This is a genomic window from Streptomyces sp. NPDC088707 (assembly GCF_044752725.1).
Lineage (GTDB): Bacteria > Actinomycetota > Actinomycetes > Streptomycetales > Streptomycetaceae > Streptomyces.
The window spans coordinates 406,364-428,123 of record NZ_JBIVLV010000005.1; the positions used below are offsets into that span (position 1 = coordinate 406,364).

The 21,760-nt window shown below is 71.6% G+C and carries 18 protein-coding genes; 14 read left to right on the top strand and 4 right to left on the bottom strand.

Features of this window, described 5'->3' with window-relative positions:
* Positions 1–209 precede the first annotated feature (209 nt).
* Entirely contained in the window at positions 210–962 is a 753-nt protein-coding gene (locus tag ACIP84_RS18300; RefSeq protein ID WP_401798658.1) for an SDR family NAD(P)-dependent oxidoreductase, read from the bottom strand.
* 58 nt (positions 963–1,020) lie between these two features.
* On the opposite strand from ACIP84_RS18300, the gene uvrC reads away from it, so the two are divergent.
* From uvrC to ACIP84_RS18370, 14 genes are all read left to right on the top strand, one after another.
* Positions 1,021–3,024 carry an excinuclease ABC subunit UvrC gene (gene uvrC, locus ACIP84_RS18305; protein ID WP_401798660.1) on the top strand — a complete coding sequence of 668 codons (2,004 nt, stop codon included), beginning with the start codon at positions 1,021–1,023 and terminating at the stop codon, positions 3,022–3,024.
* Positions 3,021–3,998, top strand: a complete 978-nt coding sequence (gene rapZ, locus ACIP84_RS18310) for an RNase adapter RapZ (RefSeq protein WP_355956371.1) — start codon at positions 3,021–3,023, stop codon at positions 3,996–3,998. Before uvrC ends, rapZ begins: the two co-directional genes overlap by 4 nt.
* Positions 3,995–5,020: a uridine diphosphate-N-acetylglucosamine-binding protein YvcK gene (gene yvcK / locus ACIP84_RS18315; RefSeq protein WP_355956369.1), complete on the top strand. Its 1,026-nt coding sequence runs from the start codon at positions 3,995–3,997 to the stop codon at positions 5,018–5,020. The genes rapZ and yvcK overlap by 4 nt, the downstream gene beginning before the upstream one ends.
* Positions 5,011–6,000: a DNA-binding protein WhiA gene (whiA, locus tag ACIP84_RS18320; protein WP_030205188.1), complete on the top strand. Its 990-nt coding sequence runs from the start codon at positions 5,011–5,013 to the stop codon at positions 5,998–6,000. Before yvcK ends, whiA begins: the two co-directional genes overlap by 10 nt.
* 163 nt (positions 6,001–6,163) lie before the next feature.
* Entirely contained in the window at positions 6,164–9,115 is a 2,952-nt protein-coding gene (locus ACIP84_RS18325; RefSeq protein ID WP_401798662.1) for a M14 family zinc carboxypeptidase, read from the top strand.
* Positions 9,116–9,333: 218 nt separating this feature from the next.
* Positions 9,334–10,344 (top strand): type I glyceraldehyde-3-phosphate dehydrogenase, encoded by a 1,011-nt coding sequence (gene gap, locus ACIP84_RS18330; protein WP_355956364.1) that lies wholly within the window; start codon positions 9,334–9,336, stop codon positions 10,342–10,344.
* Between the two features lie 104 nt (positions 10,345–10,448).
* Positions 10,449–11,660, top strand: a complete 1,212-nt coding sequence (locus ACIP84_RS18335; RefSeq protein ID WP_355956362.1) for a phosphoglycerate kinase — start codon at positions 10,449–10,451, stop codon at positions 11,658–11,660.
* Positions 11,661–11,667: 7 nt separating this feature from the next.
* Entirely contained in the window at positions 11,668–12,447 is a 780-nt protein-coding gene (gene tpiA / locus ACIP84_RS18340; protein WP_401798664.1) for a triose-phosphate isomerase, read from the top strand.
* A 97-nt stretch (positions 12,448–12,544) separates the two neighbouring features.
* On the top strand, positions 12,545–12,775 hold the full coding sequence (secG, locus tag ACIP84_RS18345; RefSeq protein WP_017238647.1) for a preprotein translocase subunit SecG: 231 nt from the start codon (positions 12,545–12,547) through the stop codon (positions 12,773–12,775).
* A gap of 77 nt (positions 12,776–12,852) precedes the next feature.
* Entirely contained in the window at positions 12,853–13,188 is a 336-nt protein-coding gene (locus tag ACIP84_RS18350; RefSeq protein WP_071891222.1) for an RNA polymerase-binding protein RbpA, read from the top strand.
* Positions 13,189–13,322: 134 nt separating this feature from the next.
* Entirely contained in the window at positions 13,323–14,537 is a 1,215-nt protein-coding gene (locus tag ACIP84_RS18355; protein ID WP_355956357.1) for an MFS transporter, read from the top strand.
* Between the two features lie 56 nt (positions 14,538–14,593).
* Positions 14,594–16,255 carry a glucose-6-phosphate isomerase gene (pgi, locus tag ACIP84_RS18360; RefSeq protein ID WP_401798822.1) on the top strand — a complete coding sequence of 554 codons (1,662 nt, stop codon included), beginning with the start codon at positions 14,594–14,596 and terminating at the stop codon, positions 16,253–16,255.
* A gap of 4 nt (positions 16,256–16,259) precedes the next feature.
* A complete protein-coding gene (locus ACIP84_RS18365; RefSeq protein ID WP_401798666.1) occupies positions 16,260–16,760 on the top strand; it encodes a PH domain-containing protein in 501 nt (166 codons plus the stop codon).
* A gap of 41 nt (positions 16,761–16,801) precedes the next feature.
* Entirely contained in the window at positions 16,802–18,352 is a 1,551-nt protein-coding gene (locus tag ACIP84_RS18370; RefSeq protein ID WP_401798823.1) for a PH domain-containing protein, read from the top strand.
* A 22-nt stretch (positions 18,353–18,374) separates the two neighbouring features.
* On the opposite strand, the gene pgl is transcribed toward ACIP84_RS18370, so the two are convergent.
* Genes pgl through zwf form a run of 3 tightly spaced genes read right to left on the bottom strand, consistent with a single transcriptional unit; the run spans position 18,375 to position 21,756 of the window.
* The gene (gene pgl, locus ACIP84_RS18375; protein ID WP_361407235.1) at positions 18,375–19,157 is read right to left on the bottom strand and encodes a 6-phosphogluconolactonase; all 783 of its coding nucleotides are present in this window, start codon (positions 19,155–19,157) and stop codon (positions 18,375–18,377) included.
* Positions 19,154–20,227: a glucose-6-phosphate dehydrogenase assembly protein OpcA gene (gene opcA / locus ACIP84_RS18380; protein ID WP_355956350.1), complete on the bottom strand. Its 1,074-nt coding sequence runs from the start codon at positions 20,225–20,227 to the stop codon at positions 19,154–19,156. Before opcA ends, pgl begins: the two co-directional genes overlap by 4 nt.
* Positions 20,224–21,756, bottom strand: coding sequence for a glucose-6-phosphate dehydrogenase (gene zwf / locus ACIP84_RS18385; protein ID WP_319308414.1), 1,533 nt, complete (start codon positions 21,754–21,756; stop codon positions 20,224–20,226). Before zwf ends, opcA begins: the two co-directional genes overlap by 4 nt.
* Between the last annotated feature and the right edge of the window lie 4 nt (positions 21,757–21,760).

The following is a 21,760-nucleotide window of genomic DNA, read 5'->3' on the forward strand; positions in this document are numbered from 1 at the left end:
CGGACGGCGCGCTTTGCCGGGCCCGGGCTTCCGGGCCTTGACCCGCACCCCCTGTGCACCGTGCCTGGGGTGCGGGTCCAGGCGCGAGGGGCGGAGGCGCCGCCAGAGGGCGCCGTCCCGTGTGCCCACCCTCCCCCCGGACTCCGTCCGGGGGGACCCGCACGCCCCAGCGGGACGATTGCCCACAAGGGCCGCAGTCGGGTGCGGCGTCAGCGGGCCAGGTAGCCGCCGTCCACCGGGAGGATCGCGCCCGTGACGAAGGACGCCTCCTCCGACGCCAGGAAGACGACCGCCGACGCCACCTCCTCCGGCGTCCCGAAGCGGCCCATCGGATGGCCGCGCGCCACCTCCGCCAGGTACTCCGGCCCGCCCGGTTCCACCCGCGCCGCCGCCACCCGTTCCGTCTCGATCGTGCCCGGGGCCACCGCGTTCACCCGGATCCCGTGTTCCGCCCACTCCACCGCCAGGTGCTTGGTCAGGCCGGTGGCGACGAACTTCGCCGGGCCGTAGACCGCCTGCCGGGCCTGTCCTGCCACGCCCGAGATCGACGACGTGCAGACGATGGCCCCGCCGCCCGTGACGAGCATCGCCTCGATCGCGTACTTGCAGGTCAGGAACATGCCCCGGCCGTCCACCGCCATCACCCGGTCGAAGTCCGAGCCCTCCGCCTCGGTGACGGAGAGCAGCGGGATGACCCCGGCGTTCGCCACCAGGACGTCCAGCCGTCCGAAGCGCTCCACCGCCGTGGTGATCATGCGCCGGGCGTCCTCCTCCCGGGACACGTCCCCGGTCACCGGGACCACCCCCTCCAGCGTCGCCAGCCGGTCCCCGTCGAGGTCGGCGGCGACCACCCGCGCGCCCTCCCGGAGGAACCGCTCCGCCGTCGCCCGTCCGATTCCGCTCGCCGCGCCCGTGATCACGCACACCCGGTCCGCCAGCCGTCCCGCCGCCTGATTTGCCATGCATCGCCAACGAGTGCGCGAGGCCGGAGTGTCGGTGCCCGCCAGTAGGGTGGGGAGCATGGCAGACCCCTCCAGCTACCGCCCCAAGCCGGGTCAGATCCCCGACTCCCCGGGGGTCTACAAGTTCCGCGACGAGCACCGCCGGGTGATCTACGTGGGGAAGGCGAAGTCCCTCCGGCAGCGGCTGGCCAACTACTTCCAGCCGCTCACGAGCCTGCACCCGCGGACGGCCACCATGGTGACCACCGCGGCGTCCGTGGAGTGGACCGTCGTGTCGACCGAGGTCGAGGCGCTGCAGCTGGAGTACTCCTGGATCAAGGAGTACGACCCGAGGTTCAACGTCAAGTACCGGGACGACAAGAGCTACCCGTACCTCGCCGTGACGATGAACGAGGAGTTCCCGCGCGTCCAGGTGCTGCGCGGCCACAAGAAGAAGGGCGTGCGCTACTTCGGGCCGTACGCGCACGCGTGGGCGATCCGCGAGACCGTGGACCTGATGCTGCGGGTCTTCCCGGTGCGCACGTGCTCCGCGGGTGTCTTCCGCAACGCGGCCTCCGCCGGGCGCCCCTGCCTCCTGGGGTACATCGGCAAGTGCTCGGCGCCCTGCGTCGGCCGGGTCACCCCGGAGGAGCACCGTGAACTGGCCGAGGAGTTCAGCGACTTCATGGCCGGCCGTACGGGTACGTACATCCGCCGGCTGGAGAAGCAGATGATGATCGCGGCCGAGGACATGGAGTACGAGAAGGCCGCGCGGCTCCGCGACGACATAGAGGCGCTGCGCCGGGCCATGGAGAAGAGCGCGGTCGTGCTCGCCGACGCCACCGACGCCGACCTGATCGCACTCGCGGAGGACGAGCTGGAGGCCGCCGTGCAGATCTTCCACGTGCGCGGCGGACGTGTCCGCGGCCAGCGCGGCTGGGTCACCGACAAGGTCGAGGCCGTCGACACGGCCGGGCTCGTCGAGCACGCGATCCAGCAGCTGTACGGCGAGGAGAGCGGGGACGCGGTGCCCAAGGAGGTCCTGGTCCCGGCGCTGCCCGACGACACCGGGGCCGTCACCGCCTGGCTCTCCGGCCGCCGCGGGTCCAACGTCTCGCTGCGGATCCCGCAGCGCGGCGACAAGAAGGACCTGATGGAGACCGTCGCGCGCAACGCCCAGCAGGCGCTCGTCCTGCACAAGACGAAGCGGGCCAGCGACCTGACCACCCGCTCCCGGGCCCTGGAGGAGATCGCCGAGGCGCTGGACCTGGACTCGGCGCCGCTGCGGATCGAGTGCTTCGACATCTCGCACCTCCAGGGCGAGGACGTGGTGGCCTCGATGGTGGTGTTCGAGGACGGGCTGCCCCGCAAGAGCGAGTACCGCCGCTTCCAGATCAAGGGCCGTGTCGGCGACACGCAGGTCTGGCACGGCGAGGGGCAGGACGACGTCCGGTCCATGCACGAGGTGATCAGCCGCCGCTTCCGCCGCTATCTCCTGGAGAAGGAGAAGACGGGGGAGTGGGATCCCGAGGGCGTCGTCGAGGATCCGGACGAGGCCGGGCGGCCCAAGCGGTTCGCCTACCCGCCGCAGCTCGTCGTGGTCGACGGCGGGCAGCCGCAGGTCGCGGCGGCCCGCCGCGCCCTCGACGAGCTCGGGATCTCCGACATCGCGGTGTGCGGGCTCGCCAAGCGTCTGGAGGAGGTGTGGCTGCCCGGCGACGACGACCCCGTGGTGCTGCCCCGCTCCAGCGAGGGGCTGTACCTCCTCCAGCGGGTACGTGACACGGCTCACGACTTCGCCATCCGCTACCAGCGCTCGAAGCGCACGAAACGCATCCGGACCAGCCCTCTCGACGCGGTGCCCGGCCTCGGCGACACCCGGAAACAGGCGTTGATCAAGCATTTCGGCTCGGTGAAGCGGCTCCGGCAGGCGACAATCGAGCAGATCTGCGAGGTTCCCGGCATGGGCCGGAAGACCGCGGAGGCGGTCGTCGTGGCCCTCGCGCAGGCGGCCCCGGCCGCACCTGCCGTGAACACGGCGACAGGAGAGATCATGGAAGACGACGGGGGCGGCACGGCATGACCGCGCACGAGCAGGACCGGAACGAACCGCACGACCAGCACGACCGAGAAGACGGAGCAGGACACGTGAGTACGGGCACGAAGGAGACCCCCGGCGACAACGGCGCCGAGGCGGCCATTCCCGAGCTGGTGATCATCTCCGGCATGTCCGGAGCCGGCCGGTCCACCGCGGCGAAGTGTCTGGAGGACCTCGGCTGGTTCGTCGTGGACAATCTGCCGCCCGCGCTGATCCCCACCATGGTGGAGCTCGGCGCCCGCTCCCAGGGCAACGTCGCCCGGATCGCTGTGGTCGTGGACGTCCGCGGCCGGCAGTTCTTCGACAACCTCAGGGAGTCCCTCGCCGACCTGGACGCCAAGCAGGTCACCCGCCGGATCGTCTTCCTGGAGTCGTCCGACGACGCCCTGGTCCGGCGCTTCGAGTCGGTCCGCAGGCCGCACCCGCTCCAGGGCGACGGCCGGATCACCGACGGCATCGCCGCCGAGCGCGACCTGCTGCGCGAGCTGCGCGGCGACGCCGACCTGGTGATCGACACCTCCAGCCTGAACGTGCACGAGCTGCGCGCCAAGATGGACGCCCAGTTCGCCGGCGACGAGGAGCCCGAGCTGCGGGCCACCGTCATGTCCTTCGGGTTCAAGTACGGCCTGCCGGTCGACGCCGACCTGGTCGTCGACATGCGCTTCCTGCCGAACCCGCACTGGGTCCCCGAGCTGCGCCCCTTCACCGGCCTCAACGAGGAGGTGTCGAACTACGTCTACAACCAGCCCGGCGCCAAGGAGTTCCTCGACCGCTACACCGAGCTGCTCCAGCTGATCGCCGCGGGCTACCGGCGCGAGGGCAAGCGGTACGTGACCATCGCCGTGGGCTGCACGGGCGGCAAGCACCGCTCCGTGGCCACGGCGGAGCGGCTCGCCGCACGTATCGCCGCCGAAGGGGTCGAGACCGTCGTCGTGCACCGGGACATGGGGCGCGAGTGAAGCCGTACCGTCGACGTGCCTCCACCCTCTCGGTGCGGCGTACGCTCCGCAGGCGCGGCGCCCAGCCGAAGGTGGTCGCGCTGGGCGGCGGGATGGGCCTCTCCGCGTCCCTCGCCGCGCTCCGCCGGATCACCGGCGACCTCACCGCCGTCGTCACCGTCGCCGACGACGGGGGTTCCAGCGGCCGGCTCCGGGAGGAGCTGGGCGTGCTGCCCCCGGGCGACCTCCGCAAGGCGCTCGCCGCGCTCTGCGGCGACGACGACTGGGGCCAGACCTGGGCGCGGGTCATCCAGCACCGCTTCCAGTCCAAGGGCGAGATCAACGGCCACGCCGTCGGCAACCTGCTGATCGTCGCCCTCTGGGAGCAGCTCGGCGACCCCGTGCAGGCCCTCGACCTGGTGGGCCGGCTGCTCGGCGCCCAGGGCCGGGTGCTGCCCATGTCCGCCGTGCCCCTGGAGCTCCAGGCCCTGGTCAAGGGTCATGATCCGGAGCGTCCGGACGACGTGGACACCGTGTGCGGTCAGGCGACGGTGGCGCTCACGCCGGGCGAGGTGCAGTCCGTGCACCTGGTGCCGAACGACCCGCCGGCGGTGCCGGAGGCGGTCGAGGCGGTCCTGGACGCGGACTGGGTGGTGCTCGGTCCCGGCTCCTGGTTCTCCTCGGTGATCCCGCACCTGCTCGTGCCCGAGCTGCTCGACGCGCTGGCCGATACGAAGGCCCGGAAGGTGCTCTCGTTGAACCTCGCGCCGCAGCCCGGAGAAACAGAGGGCTTCTCCCCGCAGCGTCATTTGGAGGTTTTGGGACGACACGCCCCTAAACTCGCCCTGGACGTGGTGCTGGCCGACGAGGCCGCCGTGCCCGACCGCGAGTCCCTCGCCGACGCCGCCAAGCGGCTCGGTGCCGCGGTCGAGCTGGCGCCGGTGGCCGGGCCCGACGGCTCCGCGAAGCATGACCCGGAGCTGTTGGCCGCCGCGTACGACCGTATTTTTCGGATGCATGGAAGGATCGGCCCATGGCGATGACGGCAGCGGTGAAGGACGAGATCTCCCGGCTTCCCGTCACCCGGACCTGCTGCAGGAAGGCAGAGGTCTCGTCGATCCTGCGGTTCGCGGGCGGGCTGCACCTGGTGAGCGGCCGCATCGTGATCGAGGCGGAGCTGGACACTGCGATGGCGGCGCGCCGGCTCAAGCGGGACATCCTGGAGATCTTCGGGCACAGCTCGGAACTGATCGTGATGGCCCCCGGCGGGCTGCGGCGCGGCTCGCGCTTCGTGGTGCGGGTGGTGGCCGGAGGCGACCAGCTGGCCCGGCAGACTGGTCTCGTGGACGGCCGCGGCCGTCCCATCCGGGGACTTCCCCCGCAGGTCGTCTCCGGGGCGACCTGCGACGCGGAGGCGGCCTGGCGGGGCGCGTTCCTCGCGCACGGTTCGCTGACCGAGCCCGGCCGGTCCTCCTCCCTCGAGGTGACCTGCCCGGGTCCGGAGGCGGCGCTCGCCCTGGTCGGCGCGGCGCGCCGGCTCTCCATCGCGGCGAAGGCCCGTGAGGTACGGGGAGTGGACCGGGTCGTCGTCCGCGACGGCGACGCGATCGGCGCCCTGCTGACCCGGCTCGGCGCGCACGAGTCGGTGCTCGCCTGGGAGGAGCGGCGGATGCGGCGCGAGGTGCGCGCCACCGCCAATCGTCTGGCCAACTTCGACGACGCCAACCTGCGCCGCTCGGCCCGTGCCGCGGTCGCCGCGGGGGCCCGGGTGCAGCGCGCGCTGGAGATCCTCGGCGAGGAGGTGCCCGAGCACCTCGCGGCGGCGGGCCGGCTCCGCATGGAGCACAAGCAGGCCTCCCTGGAGGAGCTGGGTGCGCTCGCCGACCCGCCGCTGACGAAGGACGCGGTGGCCGGCCGGATCCGCCGACTGCTCGCGATGGCCGACAAGAGGGCGCAGGACCTGGGCATTCCCGGGACCGAGTCCAACCTGACCGAGGAGCTGGACGACAGCCTGGTCGGCTGACCGGATCCCCCGTCGTACGGAATTGCGAACTCCGGGCTGCCGGTGCCTTTCTGAGGCGCCGGCAGCTTTCTCGTACTCCCGCGAGGCACCCTTGACAGGCCCATGGGCGCCCATGAGCCTGGCGTCTGTTCACCTTCGTGACAGACAACAGCAAGGGGGGCTCATGAGACGCAGAGCGAGATCGATCCTCGCCGCGGCTTCACTGCTGATCGCGGGCGTGGCGGCGGCACCCGTCGCCGGAGCGCAGCCGAACGACCGGGACGGCGGTGACGGCCTCTCCGTATGGCGGGCCGAGGTCACCAAGGAGCAGGTTCCGCTGCTCCTTGAGGCCGGCGCCGACGCCCATGAACTGACCGAGCGGGTGCCCGCGAAGGGCTCCGCGACGGTCGAGCTCTTCCTCACCGGCCGGCAGGCCGGGCAGCTGCGCGGCCAGGGCGTCGAACTCGCCGAGCACAGCCTGACGGCCTCCGCCGAGAAGCGGGTGGCCGCCGCGGGGGACGGAGTCTTCCGCCCGTACGGAGGCCCGAACGGCCTCAAGCAGGAGATCCTGGACACCGCCCGGGCGAACCCCGGGATCACCAAGGTCGTCTCCATCGGCAAGACCCTCAAGGGCCAGGACATCCTCGCCCTCAAGGTCAGCAAGGGCGCCCCGCGGGTCAAGGACGGCTCCAAGCCCGCCATGCTGTACATGTCCAACCAGCACGCGCGCGAGTGGATCACCCCGGAGATGACCCGGCGGCTGATGCACCACTATCTCGACGGGTACGGCAAGGACCAGCGGATCACCCGGATCGTCGACTCGACCGAGCTGTGGTTCGTGCTCTCCGCCAACCCGGACGGCTACGACCACACGCATGCCGACCCCGCCAACCGGCAGTGGCGCAAGAACCTCCGCGACAACGACGGCGACGGCCGGATCACCTCCGGTGACGGCGTCGACCTGAACCGCAACTTCGCCTACAAGTGGGGCTACGACAACGAGGGTTCCTCGCCCGACCCGGGCGACGAGACGTTCCGCGGCAAGGGCCCCATGTCGGAGCCCGAGACCAAGGCCCTCGACGCCTTCCAGAAGCGCATCGGCTTCACGTACGGCATCAACTACCACTCGGCCGCCCAGCTCCTGCTGTACGGCGTGGGCTGGCAGGTCGCCACCGACACCCCCGACGACGTGGCCCTCAAGGCCCTCGCCGGCACCCCGCAGAACTCCGCCGTGCCCGGCTACCGGCCGCAGGTCTCCTCGGAGCTGTACATCACCAACGGCGAGGCGGACGGACACGCCGCCAACGTCAACGGCATGCAGATGTTCACCCCCGAGATGTCGACCTGTGCGACCGCCTCCCGGGTCGACCCGAACGACCCGTGGAACCCGGCCGACTGCGCCTCCGTCTTCACCTTCCCGGACGACGAGAAGCTGATCCAGGCCGAGTTCGCCAAGAACATCCCCTTCGCGCTCGCCGTCGCCGAGACCGCCGCCCACCCGGACCGGCCCGTCTCCCCGGTCGGCATCGAGGCCCCCGACTTCACGCCGAAGACCTTCGCCACCTCCTACGCCCGCGGCGGGGAGCAGGAGGTCGCGGTCACCGCGCGCAAGTCGCTGCGCGGCAAGACCCTGAAGTACCGGATCAACGGCGGCCGCACCCACAGCGAGGAGCTCGACGCCTGGAAGGGCGGCGAGACCTACGGAGGCGAGGACAACCTCTACTTCGACGAGTACCGCGCCGAGGTCGAGGACGCCCGGCCCGGCGACTCCGTCGAGGTCTGGTTCACCGCCCGCACCCGGGAGGGCCGGGCCACCGCCTCCGCCCCCTTCACCTACAAGGTGGCCGAGCGGCCCCGCGGCGACGTCCTCGTCCTCGCCGACGAGGGCGGCACCACCGCCGCCCGGCACACCGCCGCCTATGTGAAGGCGCTCGCCGACAACGGCCGGAAGGCCGCCGTCTGGGACGTCGCCACCCAGGGCACCCCGGACGCACTCGGCGTGCTCTCCCACTTCCGTACCGTCGTCTGGTACACCGGCGCCGAGCGGCCCTCCGGAGCCGCCCAGCTCGCCGTCCGCGCCTACCTCAACGAGGGCGGCAAGCTGATCAACACCGGCGAGAAGTCCGGCGGACTCACCCAGGTCGGCCTGGCCGAGACCAACGACTTCGCCCAGTACTACCTCGGCGCCTACCACCGGGCCGGCCTCAAGAACCCGCCCGCCTTCGCCGGCAGCGGGGCCTTCAAGGGCATCGGCGCGGGCCTCGGCGGCTCCGCCGACAACCCGCTCGACAACGCGGGCGCGTACACCGTCACCTCGGACACCCTGAAGCCGAAGGAGTTCCCGCAGTTCGCGAGCAGCGCCTCCGCCGGCTCCTACCCGGGCATCCGGATGCCCTTCGAGCCCGCAGAGGGCGCGACCTTCGCGGCCGTCAAGCACGCCGACGACACCTGGGCCCGGCTCAGCAGGACCGTCGACCTCACCGGCGTCCCCGCCGCGGTGGCACCGCGCCTGGACTTCCAGGTCAGCTACGACACCGAGCCCGGCTACGACAACCTCGTCGTCGAGGCCCACACCGTCGGCCAGGACGACTGGACGACCCTGCCCGACCTGGGCGGCGGCACCTCCACCGAGGCCCCCGCCGACTGCGGCGAGGGCTACTACGTCCAGGGCCACCCCTTCCTCGCCCACTACCTCACCGTCGGCGAGGACGGCTGCGCCACCACCGGCACCACCGGCTCCTGGAACGCCTTCACCGGTCCCTCCAACGGCTGGCGGCAGGCCTCCGTCGACCTGAGCGCCTGGGCCGGCAAGAAGGTCGAGCTCTCGATCTCCTACATCTCCGACCCCGGTACGGGAGAGATGGGCGCCTTCGTGGACGACACCCGCCTCGTCACCGGGACCAGCACCGAGGCGGAGGGCTTCGAGACCACCCTCGGCGCGTGGACCGTGCCGGGCGCGCCGGCCGGCAGCCCCGGCAACGGGTCCGACTGGGCGCGTTCCGCCGCGCTCTTCCACTCGCAGGCCGCGGTCACCACCCGTGACACCGTCCTCCTCGGCTACGGCCTGGAGCAGGTGCCCGGCGCGAGCGAGCGGGCACGCCTCGTCGGCCGCGCCCTCGGGGCGCTCCGCCGCTGACGGAGAGTAGTGGGGACAAAGGTCCCACGGTGGCCCGTACCCGTTGGTAGGTACGGGCCGTCGGCCGTTCTCCCTCACTTTCCGGGCTCGTACGGATGCGGTCGATGTCACTACGGGGGTCCTGTGGGGGTAGGGTCGTAAGCGGTCGGGGACATCCCAAGAAACAAAAATCTCGCCGGCGTCGAGCACACCGGCGTTCCTAACGAGGAGATCGGTTCGTGACGATCCGCGTAGGCATCAACGGCTTTGGCCGCATCGGCCGGAACTACTTCCGCGCGCTCCTTGAGCAGGGTGCTGACATCGAGATCGTGGCTGTCAACGACCTGGGTGACACCGCGACCACGGCACACCTGCTGAAGTACGACACCATCCTGGGCCGCCTCAAGGCCGAGGTGACCCACACCGCCGACACCATCACGGTGGACGGCCGCACCATCAAGGTGCTCTCCGAGCGCAACCCGGCCGACATCCCCTGGGGCGAGCTGGGCGTCGACATCGTCATCGAGTCGACCGGCATCTTCACCAAGAAGGCCGACGCCGAGAAGCACATCGCCGGTGGCGCCAAGAAGGTCCTCATCTCGGCTCCGGCCAGCGACGAGGACATCACCATCGTGATGGGCGTCAACCAGGACAAGTACGACCCGGCGCAGCATCACGTCATCTCGAACGCGTCCTGCACCACCAACTGTGTCGCGCCGATGGCGAAGGTTCTCGACGAGAACTTCGGCATCGTCAAGGGCCTGATGACCACGGTCCACGCGTACACGAACGACCAGCGCATCCTGGACTTCCCGCACAAGGACCTGCGCCGCGCCCGCGCCGCCGCGGAGAACATCATCCCGACCACGACGGGCGCCGCCAAGGCCACCGCCCTGGTCCTCCCGCAGCTCAAGGGCAAGCTGGACGGCATCGCCATGCGCGTCCCGGTCCCGACGGGTTCCGCGACCGACCTGGTCGTGACCCTCGACCGCGAGGTCACCAAGGACGAGGTCAACGCCGCGTTCAAGAAGGCCGCCGACGACGGCGACCTCAAGGGCATCCTGTACTACACCGAGGACCAGATCGTGTCCTCGGACATCGTGGGCGACCCGGCGTCCTGCACCTTCGACGCCTCCCTGACCATGGTCCAGGAAGGCAGCACGGTCAAGATCCTGGGCTGGTACGACAACGAGTGGGGCTACTCCAACCGTCTCGTCGACCTCACCGTCTTCGTCGGCGGCCAGCTCTAGACTTCAGGGCAGGCTTTCGATGTGAGCAGGGCTCGGGCAGCGCAACGCCGCGCTGCGCGAGCCCTGTTTGTGTGCTCCACCGCGTACCAAGGAGTCTGTGACAGATGAAGACGATCGACGAGCTTCTCGCCGAAGGCGTCTCCGGCAAGCGGGTGTTCGTCCGCGCCGATCTCAACGTGCCGCTCGACGGCACCACCATCACCGACGACGGCCGCATCCGCGCCGTCGTGCCCACGGTCAAGGCGCTCGCCGACGCGGGTGCCCGCGTCGTGGTCGCCTCGCACCTGGGCCGCCCGAAGGGCGCCCCGGACCCGGCGTTCTCGCTCGCCCCGGCCGCCGCGCGGCTCGGCGAGCTCCTCGGCGCCGAGGTGGCCTTCGCGACGGACACGGTCGGCGAGTCCGCCACCGCCACCGTCGCGGGCCTCTCCGACGGCGAGGTCGCCGTGATCGAGAACCTCCGCTTCAACGCCGGCGAGACCTCCAAGGACGACGCCGAGCGCGGCGCGTTCGCGGACCGGCTCGCCGCCCTCGCCGACGTCTACGTCGGCGACGGCTTCGGCGCCGTGCACCGCAAGCACGCCTCGGTCTTCGACCTCCCGGCGCGCCTGCCGCACGCCGCGGGCTACCTCATCGCCACCGAGGTCGGCGTCCTGAAGAAGCTCACGGACGACGTCCAGCGGCCGTACGTGGTCGCGCTCGGCGGCGCCAAGGTCTCCGACAAGCTCGGCGTGATCGACCACCTCCTGGAGAAGGCCGACCGCATCCTCATCGGCGGCGGCATGGCGTACACCTTCCTCAAGGCCCAGGGCCACGAGGTCGGCATCTCGCTGCTCCAGGCGGACCAGATCCCGGCGGTCCTGGACTACCTGAAGCGCGCCAAGGAGCGCGGGGTGGAGTTCGTCCTCCCCGTCGACGTCCTGGTCTCCTCCGAGTTCCCGGACCTGAAGACCAAGGCTCCGGCCAACCCGACCACGGTCGCCGCGGACGCCATCCCGGCGGACGAGGAGGGCCTGGACATCGGTCCGGAGACCCGTAAGCTCTACGCCTCGAAGCTCGCCGACGCCGGCACCGTTTTCTGGAACGGTCCGATGGGCGTCTTCGAGCACCCCGACTACGCCGAGGGCACCAAGGCCGTCGCCCAGGCGCTCGTCGACTCCCCGGCCTTCACGGTCGTCGGTGGTGGCGATTCCGCCGCCGCCGTCCGCATCCTGGGCTTCGACGAGAAGGCATTCGGCCACATTTCGACCGGCGGCGGCGCCTCCCTCGAGTACCTCGAGGGCAAGACGCTTCCCGGCCTCGCCGCACTGGAGGACTGACCCTTTCATGAGCAGCACCCGCACCCCGCTGATGGCGGGGAACTGGAAGATGAACCTCAACCACCTCGAGGCCATCGCCCACGTCCAGAAGCTCGCCTTCGCCCTGACCGACAAGGACTACGACGCCTGTGAGGTCGCGGTCCTGGTCCCCTTCACCGACCTGCGGTCCGTGCAGACCCTGGTCGACGGCGACAAGCTCAAGATCAAGTACGGCGCCCAGGACATCTCGGCCCACGACTCCGGTGCGTACACCGGCGAGATCTCGGGCCTGATGCTGGCCAAGCTGAAGTGCTCCTACGTGGCCGTCGGCCACTCCGAGCGCCGGCAGTACCACGCCGAGAACGACGAGGTCTGCAACGCCAAGGTGAAGGCCGCCTTCAGGCACGGCGTGACCCCGATCCTCTGTGTCGGCGAGGGCCTGGACATCCGCAAGGCCGGCAACCAGGTCGAGTACACGCTCGCCCAGCTCGACGGCGGTCTGAAGGACGTCCCGGCCGAGCAGGCCGAGACCATCGTGATCGCGTACGAGCCGGTGTGGGCCATCGGTACCGGCGAGGTCGCCACGCCGGAGGACGCGCAGGAGGTCTGCGGGGCGATCCGCGGCCGCCTCGCGGAGCTGTACTCGCAGGAGCTGGCCGACAAGGTCCGCATCCAGTACGGCGGCTCGGTCAAGTCCGGCAACGTCGGCGCGATCATGGCGCAGCCGGACGTCGACGGCGCCCTGGTGGGCGGCGCCGCCCTGGACGCCGACGAGTTCGTCAAGATCGTCCGCTTCCGCGACCAGTGAGTATGCGGTAGCGGAGTTACGTCGTACCCTTGCGGGGGTCGGGCAGGTGCCCGGCCCCCGTCCGTATAAGTCCGAGGAAGTTGGTCCAGCCGTGGTTATGGGGTTCTCGATCGCCCTCATCGTCTTCAGCGGGCTGCTGATGCTGCTCGTGCTGATGCACAAGGGCAAGGGTGGCGGCCTCTCCGACATGTTCGGAGGCGGAATGCAGTCCTCCGTCGGTGGCTCCTCGGTCGCCGAGCGCAACCTGGACCGCATCACCGTCGTGGTCGGTCTGCTCTGGTTCGCCTGCATTGTGGTACTTGGTCTGCTGATGAAGTTGGACGGGTAACTCCGAACACTGGACGCGCGTTGGGCCTTACGTAGACTGGGGCATCTTCGAGCACCATCACGCAGGGAGTTACGACCGTGGCAAGTGGCAACGCGATCCGGGGAAGCCGGGTCGGGGCGGGGCCGATGGGCGAGGCCGAGCGGGGCGAATCGGCGCCGCGCGCCCGCATCTCCTTCTGGTGCTCGAACGGGCACGAGACGCAGCCGAGCTTCGCCAGCGACGCGGCGATCCCCGAGACCTGGGACTGCCCACGGTGCGGCTTCCCGGCCGGTCAGGACCGGGACAACCCGCCGGACCCGCCGCGCACGGAGCCGTACAAGACCCACCTCGCCTATGTGCGTGAGCGGCGCAGCGACGCGGACGGGGAGGCGATCCTCGCCGAGGCGCTCGCCAAGCTGCGGGGCGAGATCTGAGCGCGGTGTGACGATGTGACGAACGGGCCTTGCCCGCGAACTCGGTTCGCGGGCAAGGCCCGTTGTCAGTGGTGCCCCCTAAGGTCGGCCGCGAAGGGATCCTCGGATCCGGCGGAGGGACGGGGGCGCACACCATGGCGATGACGGCGACGGCGGGCGGCAAGGCCGTGCCCGCCTGGCGGGGCGGCTTCGGGAGACTGTGGACGGCCGCGGTCGTCTCCCGCTTCGGCGACTCCCTGCGCGCCGCCGCGATGCCGCTGCTCGCCGCCTCGCTCACCGACGACCCCCTCCTCATCGCCTCCGTCACCGCCTGCGGCCATCTGCCCTGGCTGCTCTTCGGGCTGCTCGGCGGGGCCGTCGCCGACCGCGTCGACCAGCGCAGGGCCATGTGGGCCGTCGACCTCGTACGCGGTGCGCTCATGGCCGGGTTCGCCGTCGCCGTCGCACTCGGACACGCCGGCATCGCCCTGCTCCTCGTCCTCGCCTTCGCGCTCACCACCCTGCAGACCCTCTTCGACAACGCCGCCACCGCGCTGCTGCCCTCCCTCGTACCCGCCGAGACCCTGGCCGGGGCCAATGCCCGCCTGATGACCGGTCAGCAGCTCGCGGGCGGGCTCCTCGCCGCGCCCCTGGTGCCCGCCCTGCTCCTGGCCGGGCCCGCCGTGCCGTACGCCGCGGACGCCGCCACCTACGTCCTGGCCGCGCTGCTCATCGCCTCCCTGCGGACCGGGACGCCCGAACGACCGCCCCGACCCGCCGGATCCACCCTCCGGACCGAGATGGCCGAGGGACTCGCCGTCCTGCGCGCGGACCGCTCCCTGCGGTGGCTCTGCACGGCCACCACCCTCTGCAACATCGGCATGGGCGCCCTCGTCGCCACCCTCGTCGTCCTGGTCACCGACGGCCTCCACGCCGGGAACACGGGATACGCGGCCACCCTCACCGCCTTCGCGGCCGGCGGTGTCGCCGGCGGTCTCCTGGCCCGCCGGATCGCCGAACGGACCGGACGGGTACGCGCGGTGCTCCTCGCCGGGACCGTCCAGACCGGCTGCCTGGTCCTGTTGGGGACGGTGCCCGTCCTCGCGGTGTCGATCGGGGCCATGGCGGTCTTCGGCTTCATGGGGACGGTGTGGAACGTCCAGCAGACCACCCTCATGCAGGAGCGCGCCCCCCAGGGCATGCTCGGCCGTATCGCCGCCGCCTTCCGCACCCTCGCCGTCGCGGGCGCCCCGCTCGGGGCCGTGCTGGGCGGCGCGGCGGCCGCCGGCTGGGGACCGCTCACCCCGGCTCTGCTCGCGGCGGCCCTGTTCGCGCTCGCCGTCACGTCACTCGCCCCCCTGATCAATTAGGTTGGAGAGGCAGCGGGGCAGACAAGCAGTACGAGAAGAAGTGGGCGATGTCCGAGATGAACAACGAAGGCCGCACCAGGCTCAACCGGCTGCCCGAGTGGGCGGCCCTCGGCAAGCACCGTGAGCAGCTGGGCGAGACCCGGCTGCGCGACCTGTTCGCCGCCGACGCGGAGCGTGGCACCGGCTACGCCCTGCGTGTCGGCGACCTCTACCTGGACTACTCCAAGCACCTCGTCACCGACGAGACGCTGACCCTGCTGCGCGAACTGGCGGCCGTCACCGGCGTCGCCGAGCTCCGCGACGCCATGTTCCGCGGCGAGAAGATCAACACCACCGAGGACCGCGCGGTCCTCCACACCGCGCTCCGCGCCCCCCGCGGAGCCGTGATCGAGGTCGACGGGGAGAACGTCGTCCCCGGCGTCCACGCCGTCCTCGACAAGATGGGCGCCTTCTCCGACAAGGTCCGCGCCGGCGAGTGGACCGGCCACACCGGCAAGCCGATCAAGAACATCGTCAACATCGGCATCGGCGGCTCCGACCTCGGACCCGCCATGGCCTACGAGGTCCTGCGCTCCTACACCCAGCGCGACCTGACGCTCCGTTTCGTCTCCAACGTCGACGGCGCCGACCTCCACGAGGCCGTCCGCGACCTCGACCCGGCGGAGACGCTGTTCATCGTCGCCTCGAAGACCTTCACCACCATCGAGACGATCACCAACGCCACCTCCGCGCGGGACTGGCTCCTCACCGGACTGCGGGCCGGCCAGGACGCCGTCGCCAAGCACTTCGTGGCCCTCTCGACCAACGCCGAGAAGGTCGAGGAGTTCGGCATCGACACCGCGAACATGTTCGAGTTCTGGGACTGGGTCGGCGGCCGCTACTCGTACGACTCCGCCATCGGCCTCTCCCTGATGATCGCCATCGGCCCGGAGCGCTTCCGCGAGATGCTCGACGGCTTCCACCTCGTCGACGAGCACTTCCGCACGGCTCCGCCCGAGGAGAACGCACCGCTGCTCCTCGGCCTCCTCGGGGTCTGGTACGGCGCCTTCTTCGACGCCCAGTCGCACGCCGTCCTGCCGTACTCGCACTACCTCTCCAAGTTCACCGCCTACCTCCAGCAGCTCGACATGGAGTCCAACGGCAAGTCGGTGGACCGCGAGGGCAACCCGGTCGACTGGCAGACCGGCCCGGTCGTCTGGGGCACCCCCGGCACCAACGGGCAGCACGCCTACTACCAGTTGATCCACCAGGGCACCAAGGTCATCCCGGCCGACTTCATCGGCTTCGCGCGGCCCGTCGACGACCTGCTGCCGGGCCTCGTCGCCCAGCACGACCTGCTCATGGCCAACTTCTTCGCCCAGACCCAGGCGCTGGCCTTCGGCAAGACCCCCGACGAGGTACGGGCGGAGGGCGTCCCCGAGAAGCTCGTCCCGCACAAGACCTTCCAGGGGAACCACCCCACCACCACGATCCTCGCCGACGCGCTCACCCCCTCCGTCCTCGGCCAGCTCGTCGCGCTGTACGAGCACAAGGTCTTCGTCCAGGGCGCCATCTGGAACATCGACTCCTTCGACCAGTGGGGCGTCGAACTCGGCAAGGTCCTCGCCAAGCGGATCGAGCCGGTCCTGACGGCCGCCGACGGGGCCCAGGGCGGCGAGCACCTCGACAGCTCCACCGCGGGACTCGTGTCCGCCTACCGCGCGCTGCGCGGACGGTAGAGCCATGACGGGGGAGAACGCGGTGCGGCTGCGGCCGCCCAGGAACGCCGTGGACGAGCGGGCCGTCGCCTGGTGGCGGAGCCGGCTCCTGGCGACCACCGCCGTACCGGTGGTGGTCCTCGGCGTCCTCGGCGCCCTCATCGGGCCCGCCCGGTTCTGGCTGCTGGTCCCGGCCGGGGCCGCGGCGGCCCTGGGCCTCACCTGCACCGCGTTCCTCCCCGCCTGGTGGTTCCGGGTGCACCGCTGGGAGGTCACCGAGGACGCCGTCTACGTCCGCACGGGGGCCCTCTGGCAGGAGTGGCGGATCGCGCCGATGTCCCGGATCCAGACCGTCGACACCTCGCGCGGCCCGCTGGAGCAGGGCTTCAGGCTCGCCACCGTCACGGTGACCACGGCCTCCTCCAAGGGCGCGATCAGGATCGAGGGCCTCGACCACGAACGGGCCGCCGACCTGGCCGAGCGGCTGACCCTCATCACCCGGGCCACGCCCGGGGACGCCACATGAGAGAGGCGGCGGACGAGGCGACCGGGGAGACGGCGGACACCATGACCGGAGCCGCCGCCGACGGGAGCCGGGAGACGGACTGGCTGCGCCTCGACCCCCGCACCGTCCTCGTCCGGGTCGTCCTCTTCAGCGGCGTCCTCGCCGGCGCCGCGCTGCCCGTCACCTTCGCCCTGGCCGGACCGCGCCCGCTGTGGCAGGCCGGCGCCTGGGTCGCCGCGGGCGTCACCCTCGCCCTGCTTGCCGACATCGTCGCCGAGACCGTCCGGCTCCGCCGCACCCGCTACCGGATCGGCTCCGAGAGGGTGGAGCTCCACACCGGGCTCCTCGTCGTCCAGCGCCGCTCGCTCGCCCGTGAGCGCATCCGCAGCGCCGACCTCACCGCCAACCCGCTCCAGCGCGCCCTCGGCCTCGTCAAGGTCCGTATCGGCACCGGCGAGCACACCGGCGGCAGCGACTCCACCCTCGAACTCGACCTGGTCACCCGGGCCGAGGGGGAGCGGCTGCGCCACGAGCTGCTCGCCCGGCCCGCCGCCACCCCCGCGGCCCCGGACCACGACCCCTCTCTCGCGACGCTCGACCCGCGCTGGATCCGCTACGCCCCCGTCTCCTTCCTCGCTCCCGCCCTCGGCGGCGCGGCGGCCGGAGCGGTCATGCAGGTCAGCGAGTGGTTCGGCGCCCAGGGGGAGGTCATCGACTGGATAGGGGACCGGTTCCAGGACGTCTCCCTCCCCTGGATGATCGTCGTCCTGGTCCTCCTCGCCACCGCCGCCGGCGCGGTCGGCGCCCTCGGCCTCTGGGTCGAGATGTGGTGGAACTACCGGCTGGAGCGCGAGCCCGGCGGCACCCTGCGGGTCTCCCGCGGGCTCTTCACCGCCCGCTCGGTCTCCATAGAGGAGCGCAGGCTGCGCGGCATCGAGCTGGTCGAGCCGCTCGGCGCCCGCGCCTTCGGGGCGGCCCGCGTCGACGCCGTCGCCACCGGGCTCGTCAAGGACGACGCCGACAAGCACGCCGACCTGAAGAGCCTGCTGCCGGCCGCGGAGCGACCGGTGGCCGACCGGGTCGCCGCCCTGGTCCTGCGCGAGCCGGAGCCGCCCACGGGGGCGCCCCTCGCCGCCCACCCCCGGGCCGCCCGCACCCGCAGGGTGCGCTGGGCGCTGGGGAGCGTCCTGGTGCCCGTGGCGGTCCTCGTCCTCCTCGGGCTGCTCCTCACCCCGGTCCTGCTGTACGTGGCGGCCGGCTGCGCGGCCGTCCTCGGCCCGGTCGCCGTGCTGTTCGCCCTCGACGCGTACCGCGCGCTCGGACACGGCGTCAGCGGCGCCTATCTGGTGACCCGTTCGGGTACGGTCCGGCGGGCCACGGTCGCCCTCCAGCGCTCCGGCGTCATCGGCTGGACCGTCAAGCAGTCGTACTTCCAGCGGCGGGCCGGCCTGCTGACCCTCACCGCCACGACGGCGGCCGGAGCCGGCGCGTACGACATCCTCGACGCGGGCCGGAGCCAGGGCCTGACCTTCGCCGCCGGGGCCGTACCGGACCTGCTCACGCCCTTCCTCGAACCCGTACCGACGCAGGAGGCCCGGTCCACCGAGGGGTGAACCGGGCCTCCGAGGCGTCGTGTCAGGCGGACGCCGGCGGGTACAGACTCCGCGGCAGCTCCGAGGCCGCCGCGGCGTCCAGCAGCCACAGCGTGCGCGAGCGGCCGTAGGCGCCCGCCGCCGGGGCCTGCACCTCGCCCGCGCCCGACAGCGCGATCGCCGCCGCCTTCGCCTTGTCCGCACCGGCCGCGAGCAGCCAGACCTCCTTCGCCGCCCGGATCGCCGGAAGGGTCAGCGAGACCCGGACCGGCGGCGGCTTGGGCGCGCCGTGCACACCGACCACCGTCCGCTCGGTCTCGCGGACCGCGGGCAACTCCGGGAAGAGCGAGGCCACATGGGTGTCCGGGCCGACGCCCAGCATCAGGACGTCGAAGGTCGGCACCCCGCCGTGGTCACCGGGGCCCGCGGCGGCGGCCAGCTCCCGCGCGTACGCGGCCGCGGCCGCGTCGACGTCGGAGCCGTACGGGCCGTCCGAGGCCGGCATGGCGTGCACCCGCGCCGGGTCGAGCGGCACCCGGTCGAGCAGCGCCTCCCGGGCCTGGGTGACGTTCCGCTCGGGGTCTCCTGAAGGCAGGAAGCGCTCGTCGCCCCACCACAGGTCGAGCCGCGACCAGTCGATCGCGTCCCGCGCGGGCGCCGAACCGAGCGCCGCCAGCAGGCCGTTGCCGTTGCGTCCGCCGGTGAGCACCACGGAGGCGGAGCCGCGGGCGGCCTGGGCGTCCACGATCTTCGTGATCAGCCGGGCCGCCGCGGCCTCGGCCATCAGCTCCTTGTCGCGGTGGACGACCAGCTGGGGCGTGCTCACTTGGCCGCCGCCTTCTTGGCCGGGGCCTTCTTCGCGGCGGGCTTGGCGGCCGGGGCGGCCGACTCCACGGCCGACTCCACGACGGTCTCCACAACGGTCTCCACGACCGTCTCCTCGACGACCTCGGGAGCGGTGACGGCCGCCTCCTCGTCGAGCCGTTCGACGCCGAACCTGAGCGCCGTCGCGTAGGTGTCGTCCGGGTCCAGCCGGCGCAGCTCCTCCGCGATCAGCTCGGCCGTGTCGCGGCGCTTGAGCGCCACCGCGCGGTCGGGCTGCCCCTGGATGGAGAGCGTGGCGAGCGAGCCGTCCGGCCGGTCGAGCACGATCGGTCCTGAGCTGGTCTCCATCCGTACGGAGGTGAGACCGGGACCCGTCGACTTCGAGCGGCGCACCGGGATCTTCAGCCGCTCCGCAAGCCACATGGCGAGCAGCTCGACGCTCGGGTTGAACTCCTCGCCCTCGACCTCGGCGGAGGTCACCTCGCACACGACCTGGTCGAGCGCGGCGGCGAGCATCGAACGCCACGGGGTGATCCGGGTCCAGGCGAGGTCCGTGTCGCCCGGGGTGTACGCGTCCGCGCGCGCGGACAGCTCGTGGATGGGCTGCTCGGCGGCGTACGTGTCGGTCACCCGGCGCTGGGCGAGGGCCCCCAGCGGGTCCTTCGCCGGGTCGGTCGGCGCGTTCACCGGCCACCAGACGACGACCGGGGCGTCCGGGAGGAGCAGCGGCAGGACCACCGACTGGGCGTGGTCGCCGACCTCGCCGTACAGCCGGAGGACCACCGTCTCGCCAGTGCTCGCGTCGGCGCCGAGGCGGACCTCGGCGTCGAGCCGTGCCTTGGAGCGGTCCCGCGGGGAGCGCGAGACCCGCTTGATGACGACGAGGGTCCGCGAGGGGTGCTCGCGGGACGCCTCGTTCGCGGCCTTCAGCGCGTCGTAGGCGTTCTCCTCGTCGGTGACGATGACGAGAGTGAGCACCATGCCGACGGCCGGCGTGCCGATCGCCCGCCGCCCGAGCACCAGCGCCTTGTTGATCTTGGAGGACGTGGTGTCCGTCAGGTCGGTCTTCATGGCCGGCGCCAGCTCCGTCCGTCTCGTGCGAGCATCTCGTCCGCCTCGACGGGACCCCAGGTCCCGGACTGGTACTGCGCGGGCTTGCCGTGCTTGTCCCAGAACTGCTCGATCGGGTCGAGGATCTTCCAGGACAGCTCGACCTCCTCGACGCGCGGGAAGAGGTTGGAGTCGCCGAGCAGGACGTCGAGGATGAGCCGCTCGTACGCCTCGGGGCTGGACTCCGTGAAGGACTCGCCGTAGGCGAAGTCCATCGACACGTCCCGGATCTCCATCTGGGTGCCGGGCACCTTGGAGCCGAACCGCACCGTCACGCCCTCGTCCGGCTGGACCCGGATGACGATGGCGTTGCGGCCGAGTTCCTCGGTCGCGGTGGAGTCGAAGGGGGAGTGCGGGGCGCGCTGGAAGACGACCGCGATCTCGGTGACGCGGCGGCCGAGCCGCTTGCCGGTGCGCAGGTAGAAGGGGACGCCCGCCCAGCGGCGGTTGTCGATCTCCAGCTTGATGGCCGCGAAGGTGTCGGTCTTCGACTGGGGGTCGATGCCGTCCTCCTCCAGGTAGCCGACGGCCTTCGCGCCGCCCTGCCACCCGGCGGCGTACTGGCCGCGGACCGTGGACTTGCCCAGGTCCTTGGGCAGCTTCACCGCGCCGAGGACCTTGGTCTTCTCGGCGGCCAGCGCGTCGGCGTCGAAGGAGGCGGGCTCCTCCATCGCGGTCAGCGCGAGCAGCTGGAGCAGGTGGTTCTGGATGACGTCACGGGCGGCGCCGATGCCGTCGTAGTAGCCGGCGCGGCCGCCGATGCCGATGTCCTCGGCCATGGTGATCTGCACGTGGTCGACGTACGACCGGTTCCAGATCGGCTCGAAGAGGGTGTTGGCGAAGCGGAGCGCCAGGATGTTCTGGACGGTCTCCTTGCCGAGGTAGTGGTCGATCCTGAAGACCTCGTTCGGCGGGAAGACCTCGTGCACGACCTCGTTGAGCTCCTTGGCGGAGACCAGGTCGTGGCCGAAGGGCTTCTCGATGACCGCGCGGCGCCAGGAGCCGTCCTTCTGGTCGGCGAGCCCGTGCTTCTTGAGCTGCTGGACGACCTTGGGGAAGAACTTCGGCGGGACCGACAGGTAGAAGGCGAAGTTGCCGCCCGTGCCCTGCGCCTTGTCCAGCTCCTCGATGGTGTCCTTCAGCTGCTCGAACGCGTCGTCGTCGTCGAAGTCGCCCTGGACGAAACGCATCCCCTGGATCAGCTGCTGCCACACCTCCTCGCGGAACGGGGTGCGCGCGTGCTGCTCGACGGCGTCGTGGACCTCCTGCGCGAAGTCCTCGTCCTGCCACTCCCGGCGGGCGAAGCCGATGAGCGAGAAGCCCGGCGGCAGCAGGCCGCGGTTGGCCAGGTCGTAGACGGCAGGCATCAGCTTCTTACGGGACAAATCGCCCGTGACGCCGAAGATCACCAGACCCGACGGCCCCGCGATACGCGGGAGCCGTCGGTCTGCGGCGTCACGGAGCGGGTTGGCTCCGTGGACTGCGCTCAAAGTG

What these genes read in the sequence shown, in the direction of transcription:
- ACIP84_RS18300 (WP_401798658.1), bottom strand. Translation starts at nt 962, where the DNA reads ATGGCAAATCAGGCGGCGGGACGGCTGGCGGACCGGGTGTGCGTGATC.
- uvrC (WP_401798660.1), top strand. Translation starts at nt 1,021, where the DNA reads ATGGCAGACCCCTCCAGCTACCGCCCCAAGCCGGGTCAGATCCCCGAC.
- rapZ (WP_355956371.1), top strand. Translation starts at nt 3,021, where the DNA reads ATGACCGCGCACGAGCAGGACCGGAACGAACCGCACGACCAGCACGAC.
- whiA (WP_030205188.1), top strand. Translation starts at nt 5,011, where the DNA reads ATGGCGATGACGGCAGCGGTGAAGGACGAGATCTCCCGGCTTCCCGTC.
- ACIP84_RS18325 (WP_401798662.1), top strand. Translation starts at nt 6,164, where the DNA reads ATGAGACGCAGAGCGAGATCGATCCTCGCCGCGGCTTCACTGCTGATC.
- ACIP84_RS18335 (WP_355956362.1), top strand. Translation starts at nt 10,449, where the DNA reads ATGAAGACGATCGACGAGCTTCTCGCCGAAGGCGTCTCCGGCAAGCGG.
- tpiA (WP_401798664.1), top strand. Translation starts at nt 11,668, where the DNA reads ATGAGCAGCACCCGCACCCCGCTGATGGCGGGGAACTGGAAGATGAAC.
- secG (WP_017238647.1), top strand. Translation starts at nt 12,545, where the DNA reads ATGGGGTTCTCGATCGCCCTCATCGTCTTCAGCGGGCTGCTGATGCTG.
- ACIP84_RS18355 (WP_355956357.1), top strand. Translation starts at nt 13,323, where the DNA reads ATGGCGATGACGGCGACGGCGGGCGGCAAGGCCGTGCCCGCCTGGCGG.
- pgi (WP_401798822.1), top strand. Translation starts at nt 14,594, where the DNA reads ATGAACAACGAAGGCCGCACCAGGCTCAACCGGCTGCCCGAGTGGGCG.
- ACIP84_RS18365 (WP_401798666.1), top strand. Translation starts at nt 16,260, where the DNA reads ATGACGGGGGAGAACGCGGTGCGGCTGCGGCCGCCCAGGAACGCCGTG.
- ACIP84_RS18370 (WP_401798823.1), top strand. Translation starts at nt 16,802, where the DNA reads ATGACCGGAGCCGCCGCCGACGGGAGCCGGGAGACGGACTGGCTGCGC.
- opcA (WP_355956350.1), bottom strand. Translation starts at nt 20,227, where the DNA reads ATGAAGACCGACCTGACGGACACCACGTCCTCCAAGATCAACAAGGCG.